General features: G+C 46.3%; 17 protein-coding genes. 10 read left to right on the forward strand and 7 right to left on the reverse strand.

The features are described from left to right. Positions 1-28 precede the first annotated feature (28 nt). The gene (locus tag E8M12_RS03540; RefSeq protein WP_136734705.1) at positions 29-1,108 is read right to left on the reverse strand and encodes a glycosyltransferase family 4 protein; all 1,080 of its coding nucleotides are present in this window, start codon (positions 1,106-1,108) and stop codon (positions 29-31) included. Positions 1,109-1,217: 109 nt separating this feature from the next. Between E8M12_RS03540 and E8M12_RS03545 the strand changes: the two genes are divergently transcribed. The 3 genes from E8M12_RS03545 to E8M12_RS03555 all read left to right on the forward strand — a co-directional run bounded on the left by E8M12_RS03545 (position 1,218) and on the right by E8M12_RS03555 (position 4,362). Continuing rightward, positions 1,218-2,333 (forward strand): glycosyltransferase family 4 protein, encoded by a 1,116-nt coding sequence (locus tag E8M12_RS03545; RefSeq protein ID WP_136734706.1) that lies wholly within the window; start codon positions 1,218-1,220, stop codon positions 2,331-2,333. Beyond that, the gene (locus E8M12_RS03550; protein ID WP_169303024.1) at positions 2,321-3,295 is read left to right on the forward strand and encodes a glycosyltransferase family 2 protein; all 975 of its coding nucleotides are present in this window, start codon (positions 2,321-2,323) and stop codon (positions 3,293-3,295) included. Before E8M12_RS03545 ends, E8M12_RS03550 begins: the two co-directional genes overlap by 13 nt. A gap of 239 nt (positions 3,296-3,534) precedes the next feature. Further along, positions 3,535-4,362, forward strand: coding sequence for a glycosyltransferase family 2 protein (locus E8M12_RS03555; protein WP_136734708.1), 828 nt, complete (start codon positions 3,535-3,537; stop codon positions 4,360-4,362). Between the two features lie 168 nt (positions 4,363-4,530). Here E8M12_RS03555 and xrt read toward each other — a convergent pair whose 3' ends face one another. Together xrt and E8M12_RS03565 are read right to left on the reverse strand one after the other, a co-directional pair. Continuing rightward, the gene (gene xrt / locus E8M12_RS03560) at positions 4,531-5,910 is read right to left on the reverse strand and encodes an exosortase (RefSeq protein ID WP_136734709.1); all 1,380 of its coding nucleotides are present in this window, start codon (positions 5,908-5,910) and stop codon (positions 4,531-4,533) included. A gap of 6 nt (positions 5,911-5,916) precedes the next feature. Further along, on the reverse strand, positions 5,917-6,930 hold the full coding sequence (locus tag E8M12_RS03565) for a sulfotransferase family protein (protein ID WP_136734710.1): 1,014 nt from the start codon (positions 6,928-6,930) through the stop codon (positions 5,917-5,919). Between the two features lie 381 nt (positions 6,931-7,311). On the opposite strand from E8M12_RS03565, the gene prsT reads away from it, so the two are divergent. After that, complete coding sequence (gene prsT / locus E8M12_RS03570) at positions 7,312-10,071, forward strand: XrtA/PEP-CTERM system TPR-repeat protein PrsT (RefSeq protein ID WP_136734711.1); 2,760 nt, start codon at positions 7,312-7,314, stop codon at positions 10,069-10,071. 28 nt (positions 10,072-10,099) lie between these two features. Here prsT and E8M12_RS03575 read toward each other — a convergent pair whose 3' ends face one another. The 3 genes from E8M12_RS03575 to gpmM all read right to left on the reverse strand — a co-directional run bounded on the left by E8M12_RS03575 (position 10,100) and on the right by gpmM (position 13,713). Beyond that, on the reverse strand, positions 10,100-10,891 hold the full coding sequence (locus tag E8M12_RS03575; protein WP_246034001.1) for a divergent polysaccharide deacetylase family protein: 792 nt from the start codon (positions 10,889-10,891) through the stop codon (positions 10,100-10,102). Positions 10,892-11,018: 127 nt separating this feature from the next. Continuing rightward, complete coding sequence (locus E8M12_RS03580) at positions 11,019-12,179, reverse strand: murein hydrolase activator EnvC family protein (protein WP_136734713.1); 1,161 nt, start codon at positions 12,177-12,179, stop codon at positions 11,019-11,021. Next, a complete protein-coding gene (gene gpmM, locus E8M12_RS03585; RefSeq protein WP_136734714.1) occupies positions 12,172-13,713 on the reverse strand; it encodes a 2,3-bisphosphoglycerate-independent phosphoglycerate mutase in 1,542 nt (513 codons plus the stop codon). The genes E8M12_RS03580 and gpmM overlap by 8 nt, the downstream gene beginning before the upstream one ends. Positions 13,714-13,919: 206 nt before the next feature. Between gpmM and E8M12_RS03590 the strand changes: the two genes are divergently transcribed. The 5 genes from E8M12_RS03590 to E8M12_RS03610 all read left to right on the forward strand — a co-directional run bounded on the left by E8M12_RS03590 (position 13,920) and on the right by E8M12_RS03610 (position 16,748). Next, positions 13,920-14,345 carry a rhodanese-like domain-containing protein gene (locus E8M12_RS03590; RefSeq protein ID WP_136734715.1) on the forward strand — a complete coding sequence of 142 codons (426 nt, stop codon included), beginning with the start codon at positions 13,920-13,922 and terminating at the stop codon, positions 14,343-14,345. Between the two features lie 10 nt (positions 14,346-14,355). Continuing rightward, complete coding sequence (gene grxC, locus E8M12_RS03595) at positions 14,356-14,613, forward strand: glutaredoxin 3 (RefSeq protein WP_136734716.1); 258 nt, start codon at positions 14,356-14,358, stop codon at positions 14,611-14,613. A gap of 49 nt (positions 14,614-14,662) precedes the next feature. Then, on the forward strand, positions 14,663-15,181 hold the full coding sequence (gene secB / locus E8M12_RS03600; RefSeq protein ID WP_136734717.1) for a protein-export chaperone SecB: 519 nt from the start codon (positions 14,663-14,665) through the stop codon (positions 15,179-15,181). Between the two features lie 5 nt (positions 15,182-15,186). Further along, a complete protein-coding gene (gene gpsA, locus E8M12_RS03605; protein ID WP_136734718.1) occupies positions 15,187-16,194 on the forward strand; it encodes an NAD(P)H-dependent glycerol-3-phosphate dehydrogenase in 1,008 nt (335 codons plus the stop codon). A gap of 89 nt (positions 16,195-16,283) precedes the next feature. Then, positions 16,284-16,748, forward strand: a complete 465-nt coding sequence (locus tag E8M12_RS03610) for a tRNA (cytidine(34)-2'-O)-methyltransferase (protein WP_136734719.1) — start codon at positions 16,284-16,286, stop codon at positions 16,746-16,748. 145 nt (positions 16,749-16,893) lie between these two features. On the opposite strand, the gene E8M12_RS03615 is transcribed toward E8M12_RS03610, so the two are convergent. Further along, positions 16,894-17,475, reverse strand: coding sequence for a TetR/AcrR family transcriptional regulator (locus tag E8M12_RS03615; protein ID WP_136734720.1), 582 nt, complete (start codon positions 17,473-17,475; stop codon positions 16,894-16,896). A 297-nt stretch (positions 17,476-17,772) separates the two neighbouring features. On the opposite strand from E8M12_RS03615, the gene E8M12_RS03620 reads away from it, so the two are divergent. Beyond that, the gene (locus E8M12_RS03620) at positions 17,773-18,825 is read left to right on the forward strand and encodes an efflux RND transporter periplasmic adaptor subunit (protein WP_136734721.1); all 1,053 of its coding nucleotides are present in this window, start codon (positions 17,773-17,775) and stop codon (positions 18,823-18,825) included. The last annotated feature ends 2 nt before the right edge of the window (positions 18,826-18,827 follow it).

An 18,827-nucleotide genomic window follows, 5' to 3' on the forward strand; every position in this document is an offset into this window, starting at 1 on the left:
TTTGCCTTCGCTAAATTCAGATGTTCGCTTAGTTCAGGTAAAGCTGCTTGTATTTATTGGCACAGTTTTGCAACGAGAAATTCTGTTCTATCATTGTCTTGCTGCGGTGTGCGTATTCATGTACGGTTTTGCGGTCATTGATGCAGGTTTCAATAATTTTCGCCAGAGACTGGCTGTCGTCGTAATTAAATAACCAGCCGGTATTTTCATGGGAAACCAGCCTTGGATTTCCTCCGACATCGGTAGCGATTACCGCACATTCACTGGCCATTGCTTCGATAATCGCCAGTGATAAGCCTTCTGTTTCTGAGGTTACAACCAACACATCGAAACTTGAGTAAATCTGATCTCGTTGATTAACGACGCCATGGAAAATGACGTTGGCATCAGGTAAATGTTCTTCCTTGAATTGTTGCAATAATCCGAGACACGGACCATCTCCGAAAAAATGGACGACAATTTTTTTACGCACTTCTGGTGTCAAATTTTCTAATGCTTTCAATAAGTTTATCTGATTCTTTATGTCAATCATGCGTCCTACGGAGCCGAGTGAAAGGGTGTCCTCAACCGTCTTGCGGGCACCGGTAATTTCCGGTAGCAACACGGCGTTATCGATAACCCACTTTTGCTTCTTATGCCAACCATGATTAGTGCTGAATATTTGCTGGCTCTCTTCACTGACAAAGGTAATTGTGTGAATGTATTTTTCACAGTATTTATGTAATAACTGCCAGGTCGGGGTGTCGAGGGGAGCAGCACCATGGCGGGTATAAATAATTTTTCGCTGGCCGATCAATGGCAATAATGGTGCAATAAACTTGAGCACATGGGGAGAGTGAATATGAATAACATCCGCATTTCTCAATATTCGGTGTAAACGAGTCAGGGCAATAATCTTCGGTCCTCGATTAAAAAAAACATTCAGCTTTAAAGCGTTGCATTCGCTGACTAATGGATCATCCTGACGGCCAAAAGAGAATATCTTTGTCTTCAGGCCATCGTGACGTTGTTGTTGACATAAATCAATGACAAACCGCTCGGCTCCACCGATCAAAAGACTGGACACCATGTGCAACACTGATAGTTTTTGATTATTACGTCTGCGCATGTTTTATGCTTCTTCACTTGTTTTAATCTAACTATAGAAAAAACCAATGATTTGACAAATTTTATAGTTCAACTATCTCTAAATATTAGGAATCATAAGGACGAGCCAGATGAAGATTTTGGAGATAGTTCAATCTTTGGATAAAGGAGGTCGTACCGTCCGTTTCGTGGATACCATTATTGGCCTTCGTGACAGAAGTATCAGCGTCTATCCAATCTCTTTAAAATCTCCGGAAAGACCTCTGAAAATCGATGATATCTGTATTATACCCAGGCATCAGGGGTACAACTTTTCGCTCGTGTGGCAATTGGTTGACTTCATTCGCAGACACAATATCGATTTGGTACACGCCCATTGTGAATATACACAATTTTATGCAGGGATCGCCTGTAAACTGTGTCGAATACCAATTGTTGCAACCATGCATCGCTCAGATTTGAGTAAATATCGTCCCTCACTGCTTAATTCCTGTTTGCGTTATCTGGTCGATGTCTTTGTCGCAGTATCGAAAGACCGGCAGGGAAAACTGGTCAAACAGCTTTCAGTCCCGGAAGAAAAGACATGTGTCGTCCACGGCGGGGTGACCAAAACTCAGCAGATTGAAGAAGCGCAAAAATATCAGCTACGCCAGCAGCTGGGGATAGCAGATGACCAGTTGGTCTTATTCAGTCTTGGTCATCTTGGCGAAATTAAAGGACATCAGGACACGATTCGAGCATTGCGCAACATTAATGACAGTAGGGTACATCTTTATATCGCCGGTACCGGAGAAAAGTCTGAGAAGACGTTCCTGGTTGATATGGTAGAGCGTTTCAAATTACGGGAACGCGTTCATTTTGTCGGCCAAACCAGCATCGCCCAGACCTGGATGCAAGCCTGCGATATATTTATTCAGCCCTCACTGGAAGAAGCCTTTGGCCTGGTTTTTATTGAAGCAGGGGCGGTGGGACGGCCGGTGATTGCGACCCGGGTTGGTGGTATTAAAGAGATAATTGATGATGACCAGACGGGTATTCTCGTTGAGCCGGGACATCCGGAGCAGCTAGCGCAGGCGATCATGACTCTTATCTCAGATAAAACCCGACGGGAAGCGATGGGGCATAACGGTCTGTTGCGGGTCAGAAAAAATTTCTTGCTTGAACACATGATTAATCGATATCAGCTATTATTTAGTGAATTGCTGGTCAGTAACGTTTCGCTATGGAAAAAATTATGGTTACGATAGTAATCTCTCCAAGGGATAGGTACACAGGTATTTTGGAATGTATTAGTCGTGTTTATCAATACACGACTGAGCCGTTCAAACTCATCGTTTTGGATTTGGGATACCCTAAATCGCTACGACGGGATATTGAGCGGGTTTTAGCTCCGTTTGACAATGCACAGATAATCGATCTGGGGTTGATGATACCCATGCGGGCGATCGCTGCAATACGCGAGCAGATTGATACACCGTACACGATGTTTATCGATAATGATTCAATCGTGACCAGTAATTGGCTCCCGCCGCTGCTCGAAGTGGCCAGGCTCGACGATGTGGCAGTGGTAAATCCGCTTACCTTGGAAAAGGAAGGGGTGGATCGTGGTGCTAAGTTGCGCACTCACCTTTTCACTAATGAAATACGTAGTATTGATGTTTCTGGCGTCAAGTATTTGATTGAGGCTAAAAGCTATCGCCGCAGTTTGCCTGAAGCACTACCAGAAGAAATCCGACCCTCGGATATGTTCGAATTGCATGGGGTGATGTTTAACACCCAAATCCTGAAAACTATCGATATTCCTGATATGGTCATTCGCGAGCACATCGATATCGGTATTCAGCTACACCGGATGGGAAAAAAGGTGTTATCGCAACCGAAATCCGTCGTTATTTTTGATAACCTGGGCACGCGCATGAAGCTGAGTGATATGCGTTATTTCTTTCACCGCTGGTCTAAACGGTTATGCTGGCACTCTGCCCGGGAATTCGAACGTCGCTGGGGGTTAAATTTTTATTCGGAAGACGCTATGTACCTTTGGGTCTTTCGGCGTCGGGTATTCCTGATTTGTCGCTGGTTGTATTTGCCGATTCCGGTTGCCAACAAACTTACCGGTGCTGCTGCCCGGCTGTACAACTTCTTTAACCCGGTCTGGGAACCTCTTGACGATCCGATCGCCAAGTCGGAGCGTTATTTTCCGGAAGGCTAAACCTGTATTCTGCCATCTTCCTGGCCAGAGATTTCTCAACCTGGCCGTCTGTGCCTGTTTTTTTTACAAATCAGCGACGTTTTTTTTCATTTCAACACTAACCCCATGATTTAATAGCCTAAATAAGAATGGCCTAAGACTTGCTTAGATAGTTATGTTGAGTCAGGCCAACATACCGCCAATGCAGACTCACTTGCAGTATTGATCATATTATAATTTTAGCCACAACAGGGGTCACAATGCAGATTAGCGTCGTTATTCCTTTTTACAATGACTATGACTTTTTCCCAGAGGCATTGGCGTCGGTTCGCCGCCAAAGTTACCAGGTAGCTGAGGTGGTGGTAGTAAATGATGGCGCCGATCAAAAATCACGCCAATTCCTGGGACAGTTTGATGATATTACGGTAATTCATTTGCCAGAAAATAGTGGTTCCGCGGCGGCGCGTAACGTCGGCATCATTGCCGCGGTGAGTTCCTGGATCGCGTTTCTGGATGCGGATGATGTGTGGATGGACAATAAACTGGCGATGCAAGTGAAGTTCCTTAAGGATAACCCTCATTTTGATGGCTGTCATACCGGGGTTTGTACCTTTAATCAGGACGGCATTCTCAATACCTATCTGAACAAACCTGGTAACCTTAAAATCTCTGATATGCTGATCGATACCCATGTCTTACCCAGTGCCTTGATGATCAGACGCCAGGCTTTACTGGATATCAACTTATTCGATGTCAAATTTCGCTGTAAACAGGATCAGGAATTAACATTGCGGCTTGCTGTATCGGGGTATCAGGTAGGGTTCATTAATCAATGCCTGATGAAATTGCGTCGGATGGATCATGGCAATACGACATCGAGCGGCCACAAGATACTGGCCGGTGCCTGGCAAATGTTGCGAAAGCACAGGAACCTGTACCGACAATACCCGGGAACCACGGCTAAATTCATTTATTTTTCGTTGATGACTGCCGGTGGCAAGATGCATGGCCTGGAAAGAAAAAGCTGCTTTATGCTAGGTAAGACGATGGCACGTGTATTTCCAAGTCTGCGCTCGTTGGCCAGCTAAATCAGCTTAATTTTGTCTCCCGGGTGACTCAGGCAGATCCACTAATTCATATCCGATATTTTGCAGCAAATTCGCAATTCATCCGTTCAATGTTTGTCACCCGATTTGGCTTATGAATCGGTCTCGTCTTAGTCGCTTTGCTGCGACCATCCAGGCAGAGCGTTAATCTTATTCTTGTTGTTCATTTGCCAGTAAAGGCTCGCAGTCCATGTCACAAAACCGGAATTGCCAGATCAATTTGTCATTTTCGTTTGAAGTTAGAAATGACTTACTTCGCATTAACTTAAAACGTTTTACATTACTGGTACGAAAATCCTGGCGTTGATACCAAAGTTGCAGATGAGCCTGCCTTCGACCCTGTTGCAAGACATATTCGGCAAACTGTTTATGATCACGAAACTCTACGACTTGCCAGCCTTGCGGCAAAACGACATTGGCATAATAACTTGGCTTGCAGTCGAGATCATCACAGTAAAATTGATAAACCTGCTCAATCCCTGTGTCCTCAAATCCCGGCAGGGGACGCTGACTCAGACTGGAATAAAACTTAATATCAGGGCTTGGCAGCGCCTGATTACCAGACATGTTGTTTATCGGCTGGCGATTAATCATCAGCAACGCAGACGAGCACAGGCTGACCATAACCAGGGTCAGCAGGGTAGCTGTCAGGTTAGGCTTGGTGGCTGCGGGCTTTTGAATTGTCTGCTCTTCGGGTTCGTCTGCGAGTTTATTACCGAGATAAAACAGGATTACCATAAACGGAACATACAGGTACCAACCAAAATTGTTGTGATCGTGCATCAACTCGCTTTCCATATTGGTGTATTGACCAATGAGAATTAAGCTGACAATTCGAATCCAGTTGGTGATTAAAGCACCCAGGATAGCGAAGGTGAAAAAGATGGTGGCAGATCGCCAGTTACGAATATACAGAAACACGTAAAGACTGCTTATCGCCAGGGATACCAGCAGGTATCGAAGGCCACTACAGCCATTAGCAATTTCGAAAGTTCCTGCCGGCAGGCTGATAAACTGATCCTTAACGTATATCGGAATATCGGTAAAATGCAGTATGCCCGTGGCAGCCGCTACAGACATATCTTGCAAAAAGGTGGTAAATGCCCCCCAAAGCGGCATCAAAAAAATCAGGTAGAGGGTGGGGAATAATAGAGCCAGGCGGGGTTTGAACAGCATGATACTGGCACTGCTTAATAGCATCAGCAGGCTTAACCAATAACCCAGGCTCATTTGCGCCCGGACTGTGGCAAACAGGCAAACACAGGAAATCAGAAATAGGAAAAACGCCAGGAACGAGAATTTATCTCGTAACTCAATCTTGCCTTGTTTAAACGCATCAAAAAGCAGGTAGGCGCTGATGACTGGGATAAGAAATGCGTGTGAGTATGTACCATCATCAAAACTGTGACGCCAAAGCGTCACTAAAATGGGCATATTCATCAAGCCAATAAAGGCAAATAATGCAAACAGCACGTAAAGGGGACGATAAATGATGTGTTGCGTTACTTGCATCGGTAATAATTTTTCCATAAATAATCAGATACCCGGTTGTAATAACGTGTTTCTCAGCCACTGCTTACACGAACGTAGCGACAAATAACCTTGTGCCAGCGCCCGAATAGTCCATTGCCTGAGCATAAATATTGGTGGTTTTGACAAAGGGTAACCCATGTGTTGTAAGGTGTTGCCCGCGACCGCTTCAAAGCAGGCAAGCTGATATGGACTCAAATGCTTTTGCCAGCGTTGGGCCTTGCTGGCATCAATTTTCGGTTTCACGTAAAGCGCAATGTTGTCCTGACGGATCAGCTGATTATCCAGCAGATTCTGGTAGTAATCCTGGGTTAACTGGCTCACCTTGACGTCGAGGAAAGTAGCGAGTTGGGCATATACCGCATCCGCATCCGCGAGAAGGTTTTCATAATGAATTCGCAGAAATTGAGGCGAAAACTTTTGTCCCGCAGACTCAGCAGAGTTCACAAACCTTTGCCATTGCCAGGCAATATTGAATGGCGATTTCGGATACTGACGAGCATCCGGGTGCTGTTCTCTTTCTAGCATTGACTGATAGGCGGCCCTGCCATCACGGACGATGTGAATAAATTTTGCAAAGGGAAATATATGCTGTAGGGTTTCTATGTGGGCGGCAAAATAGGGGACCTTGCATCCCCATCGTTGTTTATTCTCGAGGCGATTAAGAAATGCCTGGTAAATGGCATCGATTAACTGGCGTAGGGTAATGTCCTTTCGTGTCGCCAGTTCTTGATTAATTTGTTCCCGGCTAACGTGCCATTGACTGAATGTACCATTGTCATGGTAAAACAAATCGTCGATCAGGTGATTAACTTCCTGGTCGGTTAATATTCTTTCGCAATCCTGCTTCAGTTTGTAGTAGAACCTAAGTATAAAATCGTCTTCGGGGGGAATGGCTAATTCTTCGATCGCTGACAGTTTTACCTGCAGCAAGGTGGTACCGGAGCGCGGGCAGCCAACGATAAATACCGGGCTCAGGCGTTTCGCAAAATCGTCAGATGTACCAGCGGATTTATCCATGTTTTATATTTGCACCATTATTATTTTGTCGTCCTGAGTAATCTTTCGCGCCAGGTTTATTGCATTGTCGCCAGGATAACCGCCTCTATCACTGCATGCCAGAGCGGCTAACGAGGCCGCCCGAACGACGATAATCGTCGTCCAATCTATTATACTTAGTTCAAATTTGGCTAAATATCTATGCTGGTCACCGGATATTTATCGACAAATGCCCATCCTTGTCGTAACCCTGGCTTACTGATCACGCGATTTCACTAATATTGCAGATATTTTGTCCAAAAAAAAATTTCACCTATACTGAAGTCGAGTTCTGCTGATTTAGTGGTTCAGCCTATATATCAGATATATCAATTGGTTATAGAGCCTTCACAAGGAAGAAGAATGAAAACAACGATAAACTCCCTGATAATCCTCTTTTTAAGCTTTCTGGCGCTAACGGCCTGCCAACCCGACAAAAGTGAACAGGAATACATCGACAGTGCGTTACTGTTGATGGCTGATGGTGATTACCAGGCAGCGAGCATTGAACTGAAAAATGCAGTAAGGGTTGCACCTCAAAGTGGCCGCTCACGAATGTTATTGGGTAAGAGCTATCTGTTGTCTGGCTCTATCCAGGGTGCCAAAAAAGAATTGCAGCGAGCATTGGACTTAAATTTTGATGCCGATATTGTGTTGCCATTACTGGTGCGCAGTAATATCTATATGCTCGATTTTGACAGTGTTAAGGACAACATTGACACCGCAATCCAACTTTCGCCGCAGGTTCAGAGGGAAATCAACAGTGTCGCCGGGATCGCAATGTCGATGGCTGGGGATGTAGAATCCGGATTCGATGTTCTGTCGAAAGTGATTACCGGTAAACCATCCGATGATTTTTACTATAAGTTGAGCCAGGCCTGGTTTGCCGCTCACAATGATCAGATCACTCAAGCCATCGATATGGTCGATGCGCTGCAGGTTCAGGACACGCCTTACCGGGATGCGACCCTGATGCTGGCAAATCTATACCGGATGAATCGCCAGTTCGATATGGCCGTGCAAGCCTATGCCAATTATAACAAAGCCTACGCATACAATTACCTGGCGCAACTAGCCTACATTAATGTCCTTATCCGCGAAGGCCAAATGGACGTTGCCGAAGAGCAGGTTGATGAGATGCTGGGCTATTATCCCAGCTCGGCCATAGTGAACGAATACAAAGCCGAATTGCTGACGTTATCGGGTAAAAATGCCGAAGCCATTGAACATGCTACGTTAGCGTTGAGTGGTCAACCCAATTTAGTCAAATCTAACTTAATTGCCGGCGTTGCCAATTATCGGCTCGGTAATTTTGAATCCTCATATCGGCATCTGAGTATTATCGAAAAGGATCTGCCATCCAAGCATGTAGGCCATAAAATATTATCAATGGTAAAACTAAAGCTTGGCTACATTGATGAAGCAGTTGCCAGTATCGAAAAGCTGGATGAAATTAATGCAGAAGATTTTGCGTTAGTTGCCAATACATCGCAAGCCCTGTTGCGTAAGGGAGATACCAGTCAGGCGAGCAAATATATAGAAAAACTTGATGCCCTCGATGTCAATGACTCACAGACTCTCGGCCAGCGTGGTGCGTTAAAATTATCGGTTCAGGATGATACCGGCATTGATGATTTAAAACGCGCTTTAGAATTGGACCCGGATTTTGATCGGGCACGATTGACTCTGTTGTTAAATTACGTGAAAACCAAAAATTACTCCGACGCAATGGGTATTGCCGATGAATGGGTCAAGCAAAAGCCGGATTCCGATCAGGGTTATCTGGCTAGAGGAGTTGTTTATCGCGCGCAAGGGGAAATGAAACAGGCCATTAACGCATTCAACGTTGCGCTCGAAAAAGTTGAAAACAGTTCAGGCGCCTTGTTCAATCTGGCGTTAGCAGATATGCAGGATGGCCAGGGTGAGCAGGCGCATCAAAAATTAACTCGCCTGTTACAAAATGAGCCCGCGCATCGTGGTGGTCTCGATCTCATCATTGCCAATGCAAAAAACCTTAATGATGAAGATGAAGTTGTCGATTTTCTGGAGGAGCTTTCAGAACAACATCCAGAGCAAGTAAACCTGACCATTGCCCGTGCCAAAGCACTGGAAAATGCCGGCCGTCGGGGGCAGGGACTGGAATTACTGCAGAGCATGGCCAGCAATAAAGATAACCCGGATGTTTATTATCGGGTATTTGCGAAAATGGCTATCGCCGCTAAACAATATCAGCGTGCGGAAAACCTCTATTTGACTCAAATAGAGAAAAATCCGGATAATTTCGACGCGCACCAGGGCTATTTGTACACGTTGGAAGTACAGCAAAAATATCAGCAAGCTTACACCCAGGTTAAAAAAGCACAGCAACGCTTTCCCGAGCAGGAAAATTTAAAGTTGGTGGAAGCTAATTACCTAATGCAATCTAAGTCTTATGGGCGAGCCAGAGCTGTTATTGAGTCGATTGATCCAAGCGAAGTCAATGAAATTGGCTATCTGAAACTGGCGGCTAAATTTTACTACCAGGTGAATGAAAATGAGCAGGCAAAGGAATTTGCGCAACCATTGCACCAGCGTCAGCCCAATGCCGCGAATAGTTTTCTTTACGCACAAATCCTGCAACGCCTGCGGGACAACAACACGGCATTGGATGTCATCAATGTAGGGTTGGCATCAGATCCAGATAACCTGGCAATGAAAAACCTCAAAGCCGAGTTAACCAGCGAAACCGATCCCCAACAGGCGTTGGCTTTGTATCAGGAAATCGCTGAGAAATACCCGGATAGCTTTGTTGTACTTAACAACCTTGCCTGGTCGGCAATCATGGCGGAACAATATCAATTGGGCCTGGACAGTGCGAAAAGAGCGGCGAAATTAGCGCCACAACAACCGCAGGTTAAAGATACCTTAGCGGTAGCGCACATGAAGATGGGAGATTATGATACCGCTGAGTCTTTGCTAATTGAGGCGAAACAGGCCTTGCCAGACAACGAAGAGATCCTGTTGCACTATGCAGAGGTACTGATTCACCTGAATCGTTTAACAGAATCGGAAGAGGTATTGGCAAGCCTGCAAACCAGTGACAAGAAGGAAAAAGTGTTGCAGTTGCTGGAAAATAAAAGCTAAAAGGATATCCGGGTTAACAACAAAAAGGCTACTCGGTAGCCTTTTCTTTTGCGGTCTTGGCAATCCGGTCGGTGCTATCGCCTTGTGCCAGTTGTTCCTGGCCGGGTTGCAACAAAGAAGAAATATCGACTAACTCTACCTGGTGCTGGGCCAGTGTCGGTAGCATCCGATGCAATACCTGCAGTGTCTGCGGATGCGGATGGGCAATGGCAACGGCAACGCCGTCTCGTTTACTCAATCGGATTAACTTATTAAATTGATTTTCGATATAAGACTCATCGAGCTTGTTATCAAGGAATAGTTTGCGATGTAAGCTTGGAACCCCATGTTGTTGGGCCACGTATTCTGCTTGTGAGAACTTGCTGGTGCGTGAGTCGAGAAAAAACAAATCGTTGGCTTTCAGGAACTTCATGGTCCAGTTCATCGGCTGGGATAACTGCGTCAGTCGGCTACCCATATGATTATTGATACCTATTACATAAGGAATATCGTCAATTTGCGCCTGTAATGTTGCATAGAGATTTTGCTCAGACATTGCGGATGTCAAAGCTCCCGGGCCTGGATTTAAGCCTCGGATCGATTCCATCGGAACATGCAGCATAATTTCACGTTGCTGTTGTTTGGCTTGTTGGGCTAATTCTTTACCATGCGGGGTATGAGGAAGCACGGCAAACGCTACCTGCCTCGGTAACATTAACGCCGCCCGGTCGGTGTGACGGTAGCCGATATCATCGATCACGATGGCCACTTTTTTAGTGGTTTGCGAGCTTGCCAAAACAGAAAACGGCAATAACAATAAGAGAGAGAAAAGTAAGCGCAAAATTAAATTCTTATTATTTTAATGTTTTGTTTACAGCAGAATAACAATATTAATCTGGAAAATCGATGAAAACCCGGTAATTTTTTTCGCCCTGAAATAACCCTTTGTTCTGGCAGAAATTTATCGGTTATTTACACCATAGCTTAGGGTTCACCGGCTTTCCTTTGTGGCGGATTTCAAAATACAGGCCGGCCTGGTTTTGCCCTCCGGATTGTCCAACCAGGGCAATAGGTTCCCCGATTTCCACCCGATCACCTACATTTTTCAGCAAGGTCTGATTATGGCCATATAAACTCATGTAACCGTCGCCGTGGTCAACTACTACCACCAGCCCGTACCCTTTAAGCCAGTCGGCAAATAACACAGTGCCGTTGTGGATGGTATACACCGGACGACCGACCGGAGCACTCATTAACACGCCTTTCCAACGCAAGTAACCTTGTTTACGCTGGCCAAATGCATGGGTGACATGTCCTTTCACCGGCCATTGCAACTTGTTCTTTAACTTACTTAAGCCGGTAAGCTCCCAGGCTTGTTGCTGCATTGCCTGTAATCGAGCCAATGCCTGAATCAAGGATTTCTCCTCGTCTTCGAGCTTAGTCAGTCGCTGCTTCGACGAGAGTATTTTGGAATTTATGCTTTTCAATGTCGCCTGGCGTTGCTGGCGATTGGTTTCCAGAGCTTCTTTTTGTTGTTGCTGCTGATCGATAAGTTTGGCGAGCTTGTCGGCCTGGGCCTGCTGTTCCTGCTCGACATCTAGTAACCGTTGAATGACGGATTTAAAGTCTTCGATACTTTCAATCCGGGCATCGTTCAGATACTGATAGTAAGTAAGGTTGCGACCTACCTGATTCGGATCCTGTTGGTTGAGTAATAGTTTCAGGTAGTCATGATGGCCGGCATAATAAGCGCTGCGAATCTGTTCTGCCAGTACCCGCTCCTGTTTCTGCTTTTCTTTGCTCAGATCCTGCTGTTGTTGCCTGAGATCCGCAAGTTTACTTTCAACCAGTTGTTTTTCATCGCTAATTTGATTGATTTTTTGAGCATTTCTGGCAATTGCCAGATCATCCTGTTTAAGTCTGTTCTGTAGTTCCTGTTGCTGCTGATTACTCTGGTCGAGTGTTTGTTTCTGCGCGGCAATCTGTTGCTTTAACGCATCGAGTTCTTGTTGTGTTTTTGCATCATCATTACTGGCATTAGCGTTGCCAATCAGCAAGCAAAACAGGGCGCCCGACAACCAAAGGCTGCCGGGGATTCGTAAGAAAGGGAAAAGAGTGGCGCTAGTCACTTAGCTGCATCAATGGAGTTCCGGTCATTTCTTCGGGCTGCTCCATTGCCATCAGTTTCAGAATCGTTGGTGCGATATCACTCAGTGACCCGGTTTGTGCCGGGATTGCTGGGCGACCCACGTAAATCAGTGGTACGGGTTCGCAGGTATGGGCCGTATGAGCTTGTCCGGACTCGCTATTCACCATCATTTCGGCGTTGCCATGATCGGCGGTAATCAGACACTCACCACCGGTTTTATGCAATGCAGTTACCACCCGGCCTATGCATTGGTCTACGGCTTCACAGGCTTTTACTGCCGCCTCAAAATTACCCGTATGACCAACCATATCCCCATTCGGGTAGTTACAGACAATAAAATCATAGTCACCACTTTCAATCGCGGCAACGAGCTTTTCGGTTAGCAACTCAGAATTCATTTCCGGTTGTAAATCATACGTGGCCACCTGTGGTGACGGGATTAGTTCCCGATCCTCGCCAACAAACGTCTGTTCGCGACCGCCACTGAAGAAAAAGGTGACATGGGCGTATTTTTCCGTTTCTGATATCCGCAGCTGGGTTTTATTATGCTTTTGTAGCCACTCACCGAGCACGTTTTGTAGGTTTTCAGGCGGAAAAGCGATGGCGGCATCAATGTCTGCCGCATATTCGGTTAACATCACGAAGCGACTGACGTCTGGTGTGCGTTTGCGAGCAAAACCGTTAAAGTCCGGTTCCGTAAAACAGCGCGTAAACTGACGCGCCCGGTCGGCTCGAAAGTTCATGAAAATCATCGCGTCACCGTCTTCAACCGTTACCGCACTGCCATCCTGGATAATGGCGGTAGCTTTGACGAACTCATCGTTTTCATCCCGATCATAGGCATCCTGTAATGCCTGAACTGCAGTCTCGGCCTGATACTCGCCTTCGCCAGAGACGATAAGGTTGTATGCTTTCTCGACGCGATCCCAACGTTGATCGCGGTCCATGGCATAGTAACGGCCAACAATCGAAGCGATGCGACCATTGCCTAATTCCTGAAACACCTGATCGGCTTTTTCCAATGACGCCATGGCGCTCCGTGGCGGGGTATCGCGTCCGTCCAGGAATGCATGCAAGTAGACCTTTTCAGCGCCGCGCTGCTTGGCCATCTTCAACAGGGCGAAAATGTGTTCTTCGTGACTATGCACGCCACCAGGCGACAATAATCCGAATACATGAATGGCTTTGCCTTTGTCGACCGCCGTATCAATGGCTTCTTGTAATACCGCATTCTGGTTGAATTCACCATCTTCGATGGCTTTGGTGATGCGAGTGAAGTCCTGATAGACAATGCGTCCAGCCCCAAGGTTGACATGGCCGACCTCGGAATTACCCATTTGGCCATCGGGTAAACCTACCGCCATGCCGGATGTATCGATTAACATGGTCGGATAGTCCTTCATCAGGTTATCCATCACCGGTGTGTTGGCATGTGAAATCGCATTGGAGTCCTGATTTTCGCGATATCCCCATCCGTCGAGGATGATCAGTACTGTAGATTTCTTGTTACTCATTGATTTGCCTATATCTGATTAACGACTGGAGCTCAGCAGCATTGTACACCGGACTGGTATCATAGAACCAGTTTGTGGCGGGGATCAACCGCAATTTTTTGCAATTACTGGATTCTTGATAAGCAAACGGTATACTTGTGGCCTTTGCAGATTTAACAACCGCCGAAAGCGGCGCTTGCATCTTTTTTACAGGTAACATAAAGGTTATGGAACAGTACGTCGATTTTTTAAGTAATCACCCGGTTTTATCAATGGCATGGCTGGCGATTGCTTCATTACTGATTTTTACATCGGTGAAAAAGCGATTTTCATCAATCAAGTCGATCAGCACCCAAGAGCTGACTATGTTGGTAAATCGAGAGGATGGGGTCATCGTTGATATCCGTGCCGACAAAGACTTTCGAAAAGGTCATATTTTTGGTTCAAAACACCTGAGCGCGGAAAAAATTAACAGCAATGAGCTAACCAGCCTTGAAAAATACAAAGACAAGCCCATTATTGTGGTATGTGCCGCGGGCATGACTGCCGTAAAGGCGGCCAATCAGCTTTCCAAAGCCGGCTTTGCTAACGTGACTTACCTGCAAGGCGGTTTGTCAGCCTGGCAATCTGCCAGCTTACCGATCAGCAAGTAACGGACGTGTTATGGTAAAAGTAGTGATATATAGCAGCGCCTATTGCCCTTATTGCCATCGGGCGAAAGCGCTGTTATCTCATAAACAGGTTGTTTTTGATGAAATCAGTCTCGATGAGGAACCTGGTCGCCGAGCGGAAATGATCGAATTGAGTGGTGGTCGCAGAACCGTGCCACAAATTTTTATCGATAATAAACATGTCGGTGGTTGTGATGATCTAATGGCCCTGGAGTATCAGGGTGATCTGGATACTCTGCTGAACAAATAAATACAAGTCGTATCGATACGACAGAATTCTATACTTAGGAAGTAATATTATGTCTGAACAAAACCAAGCAGCTGCTAACGGTAGCGACAATCAACAAGCAGCACCGGCATTTGCGATTCAACGCATCTACACCAAAGATGTTTCATTCGAAACGCCGAGCTCGCCAGCGATTTTTCAAAAAGAATGGAAACCTGAAGTAAAGTTAGATCTTGATACCCGTTCTAACAAACTGGCTGAAGATACTTACGAGGTTGTGCTTGCTATTACAGTGACTGCATCGTTAGACGATCAGGTGGCATTTTTGGCGGAAGTTCAGCAGGCTGGTATTTTCACCGTTGGTAACATGCCAGAGCCGCAACTGGCGCACACGTTAGGTTCATTCTGCCCGAATACATTATTTCCATACGCTCGCGAGGTAGTTAGTAGCCTGGTTGCCCGTGGTACGTTCCCACAGTTGAACCTGGCACCGGTTAACTTTGATGCATTATTCGCATCGTATGTACAAAAACGTGCAGCGGATATGAAAGCGGCTCAGGAAGCCAATTCCGACGCAACAACTGACGCGTAATCTATATGGAAAAAAAAGCTGATATCAGCGTGCTGGGGGCCGGTTCTTACGGAACCGCCCTGGCATTTTGTTTTGCCAGAAATGGCCAGAAAACCCTCCTTTGGGGCCGCAACCCAGATCATGTTGCAGCCATGCAACAGAGCCGCTCGAACGAAGCATACCTGCCTGGCTTTACATTTCCTGAAGCACTGGCATTGGAAGCTGACCTGCATAAAGCGGTAACCGCCAGTGATATTTTATTGATTGTGGTTCCCAGCCACGCATTTCGGGAAATGCTGGTTAAGATAAAACCTCTTCTCCAACCCGGTGTTAAAGTCGCATGGGCGACTAAAGGCCTGGATCCGGAGACCGGACGTTTATTGCAGGATGTGGCCCGTGAAGTTCTCGGTAATGACGTGCCACTGGCGGTGTTGTCAGGGCCAACCTTTGCCAAAGAAATGGTGGCCGGCTTGCCGACCGCGATTTCGTTGTCGTCTGATGATCAACCATTTGCCGACAGCCTGGCCAGTTTACTGCATTGTGAAACCTCGTTCCGGGTCTATCAGAACAGTGATTTTATCGGTGTACAACTTGGCGGTGCGGTGAAAAACGTGATTGCCATTGGTGCCGGTATTGCCGATGGTATTGGCTTTGGCGCGAATGCTCGTACGGCTTTAATTACCCGGGGGCTGGCCGAAATGAGTCGCCTTGGCGTAAAGCTGGGTGCAAATCCTGTGACCTTTATGGGCATGGCGTGCCTGGGAGATCTGGTTTTAACCTGTACCGACAACCAGTCTCGTAATCGTCGATTTGGCCTGGCACTGGGTCGTGGTGAAAACGTGGAACAAGCACAACGGGAAATTGGTCAGGTGGTTGAAGGCTATCGCAACACCCGCGAAGTCTATATGCTGGCGAAACGTGAAAACGTGGAAATGCCGATTGTCGAACAGATTTATCAGGTGTTATACCAGGGTAAGCCAGCCGCTGAGGCGGCGTTACAATTACTCGGCCGTAATCCTACCAGTGAATGTTAATCGATGGACCTGTACTCAGGTCCATATTGCCACTTCTCACATTGACCAGAAAATGTAATAAGTTGCCGTTGCCAATATGGAGAGTGTAAATGTTTGAGATCGCCTTGTTTGAGCCCAGAATCGCGCCAAATTGCGGCAATATTATCCGCCTGGCCGCCAACAACGGTTGTCGCTTGCACTTAATTGAGCCTTTAGGGTTTGATTTCGATGATAAAAAGTTAAAACGGGCCGGCCTGGATTATCATGATCTTACCAATGTTGTCCGCCATGCCGACTATCAGGCATTTTTAAACGTTGTGGGAGATAAACGGATTTTCGCCTGTACCACCAAGGGTTCGGTGCATTATCATCAGGTACAGTTTCGTCCCGGCGACGTGTTGTTGTTTGGCTCTGAGACTCATGGTTTACCCGATGACATTCGCGATAACTTACCCGATGGTCAGCGAATCCGCATTCCTATGATGGCCGATGCACGCTCATTGAACCTGGCAAATTCGGTTGCCATTATCAGTTATGAGGCCTGGCGGCAGCAGGGTTTTATTAACGCTGTTTAGGAATACGTTATACCAATCACATTAAGTTTGTGCACAACTCAGAGTTCGGGCAGAGGTTCATTTACAACATAGATTTTATTGATATAGTCATTCTATATTAATGAAATAGGTATTATCGCTCCTATTTTTTGCGAAATGGCCACTGTTATGGCTGGGTGGCGGCGCGATAGATTTTTAAGGTTTGTTGCAAAGCATGGTGTGCTTCCAGATCGATATTGCTATGCAGCAGGCCATAGACATTGGTTTCGATACTCTGCGCCAATCCCAGACAATCCATATCAATGCGCTTGAGACTGATCTGCTGGTTATCTCTGGCATGTTCGAACAGGCTACACAAGTTTTCCCGGATAAACTGTCGCTGCGCCTGACTTAAGTCCTGGGTATGCTGCATGCAGGACTTCACCAGATCCTGATGCACTTCTTTGTCTTTAATGTCGTGAAAAACCGGTTGCCCCAGGGCCATTACAATATTTTCCACGACTTGCCAAATGTCACTGACCTGCAACCGGTAATTTTTTACCTGTTGCTGAGTTCGCTTAAAATGCTGATCTACGACCTGGCGAAAAATATCTTCTTTACCACTGAATAATTTATGAATAGTCACACGAGAGGTATCGGCATAGCGACTGATCATGGAAATGCTGGTGGTGTTATAACCGAACTGAAGAAAACATTTTCGGGCTGCATCCAAAATCTGTTGCTTACGATCATTAGATTGGTTTGACATTGTGATTTAAGTGGCTGAAATAAGTATCTCGGTATTTTTAGCTGCAGCTATCTTAGAACATCTGCGGCTTATAACCCAGTAAAATATCAAAAACCAAAATTACTTGTTAACAAAAAATGTAAATGTGTTAACCTCTCGCTCCTGTTTTTATCCCAGATAAGTTTGATTGGTTGCCGCTAAATTCAGGCGACCCGAGTCGTCGGCAATAACGGTGCCAGTGCGGCAGTTATAATGTAGATGCTGATTCTGCACGGTTATGGGCACCAGCGGCGTCCTGGTCGAGATTATGGAGTGTATATGTTGAAAAAAATTGTATGGTTGGTGATGTTGACCGGGGTTATCGCCTGTTCACCGGAACCGGCAACTGAAAAGGTCGTCAGCAAACCAGTGGTGGTGCAGTTGGCTAAAGTAAAAGCGGTTCCCGATCAAAATCATTATACCTTTCCGGCGACCGTATCTGCGGTGAAAACGATTGAGCTAAGCTTCGAGGTCTCAGGTCGTTTGAATCAATTGGATCTGGTACAGGGCAAGAAAGTGAAGAAGGGCTATTTACTGGCCAGTATTGACCGGGCTCCATTTGAACGCCGGGTCGAAGAGCAGCAGGTCAGGCTCGATATTGCGCAAAAGGATTTGAATCGAATTAAAACCATGTTCGACAAGGGACTTGCCTCACAGAGTATGTTTGACAGCGCCCAGACACAAATGGAGTTGGCGCAGATTGACCTTAACAATGCCCTTCAGGATTTAAGTTACACCGAGCTTAGGGCTCCATTCGATGCTCAGGTATCCGAACGCCTGGTCGATAACAATAGCTATGTACAGTCCGGTAAACCCATTGCCCGGCTGCAGGACCTGTCGCGGATTTACTTTACGTTTAATGTTCCCGAACGCATTCTTTCCGCTAACGCCAGTAATGAATTAATTTCGGCAACAGCGACCTTGTTGTCCCCCAATTCACCGAGTTTTGCGATTGAATATGTTGAGCATCGTACTCAACCAGACCCGATTACCCAGACTTATCAGGTGGTATTTGCTATGGAGCCGGTTGATAAACAGATTTTTACTCCAGGCGCCCGGGCCCGGGTCGCACTGCGGCTACAAAATAAGCAGCCGTTGCAGGGACTCGTCGTACCGCTAAACGCCCTGGTTGGTGATAAAGATAAGGGCTTCTTTGTCTGGCGTTTTCGCGACTCGCAACAGAGCGTTGAAAAAGTCGCGGTTGAGGTCTTAAAAATCATCGGGAATAGGGTCATTATTGATTCCAGCCTTACCCAGGCCGACCACGTTGTTCGCGCCGGTGTGAATAAACTGGGCGAAAACCAGCAAGTGATTCCATATAAGGCACCGTGACT

This window comes from Thalassotalea mangrovi (assembly GCF_005116735.1).
In the GTDB taxonomy this organism is placed as follows: domain Bacteria; phylum Pseudomonadota; class Gammaproteobacteria; order Enterobacterales; family Alteromonadaceae; genus Thalassotalea_A; species Thalassotalea_A mangrovi.

Coding starts and splice junctions, on each gene's coding strand:
- E8M12_RS03540 (WP_136734705.1), bottom strand. CDS start 1,108: ATGCGCAGACGTAATAATCAAAAACTATCAGTGTTGCACATGGTGTCC.
- E8M12_RS03545 (WP_136734706.1), top strand. CDS start 1,218: ATGAAGATTTTGGAGATAGTTCAATCTTTGGATAAAGGAGGTCGTACC.
- E8M12_RS03550 (WP_169303024.1), top strand. CDS start 2,321: ATGGTTACGATAGTAATCTCTCCAAGGGATAGGTACACAGGTATTTTG.
- E8M12_RS03555 (WP_136734708.1), top strand. CDS start 3,535: ATGCAGATTAGCGTCGTTATTCCTTTTTACAATGACTATGACTTTTTC.
- xrt (WP_136734709.1), bottom strand. CDS start 5,910: ATGGAAAAATTATTACCGATGCAAGTAACGCAACACATCATTTATCGT.
- E8M12_RS03565 (WP_136734710.1), bottom strand. CDS start 6,930: ATGGATAAATCCGCTGGTACATCTGACGATTTTGCGAAACGCCTGAGC.
- prsT (WP_136734711.1), top strand. CDS start 7,312: ATGAAAACAACGATAAACTCCCTGATAATCCTCTTTTTAAGCTTTCTG.
- gpmM (WP_136734714.1), bottom strand. CDS start 13,713: ATGAGTAACAAGAAATCTACAGTACTGATCATCCTCGACGGATGGGGA.
- E8M12_RS03590 (WP_136734715.1), top strand. CDS start 13,920: ATGGAACAGTACGTCGATTTTTTAAGTAATCACCCGGTTTTATCAATG.
- grxC (WP_136734716.1), top strand. CDS start 14,356: ATGGTAAAAGTAGTGATATATAGCAGCGCCTATTGCCCTTATTGCCAT.
- secB (WP_136734717.1), top strand. CDS start 14,663: ATGTCTGAACAAAACCAAGCAGCTGCTAACGGTAGCGACAATCAACAA.
- gpsA (WP_136734718.1), top strand. CDS start 15,187: ATGGAAAAAAAAGCTGATATCAGCGTGCTGGGGGCCGGTTCTTACGGA.
- E8M12_RS03610 (WP_136734719.1), top strand. CDS start 16,284: ATGTTTGAGATCGCCTTGTTTGAGCCCAGAATCGCGCCAAATTGCGGC.
- E8M12_RS03615 (WP_136734720.1), bottom strand. CDS start 17,475: ATGTCAAACCAATCTAATGATCGTAAGCAACAGATTTTGGATGCAGCC.
- E8M12_RS03620 (WP_136734721.1), top strand. CDS start 17,773: ATGTTGAAAAAAATTGTATGGTTGGTGATGTTGACCGGGGTTATCGCC.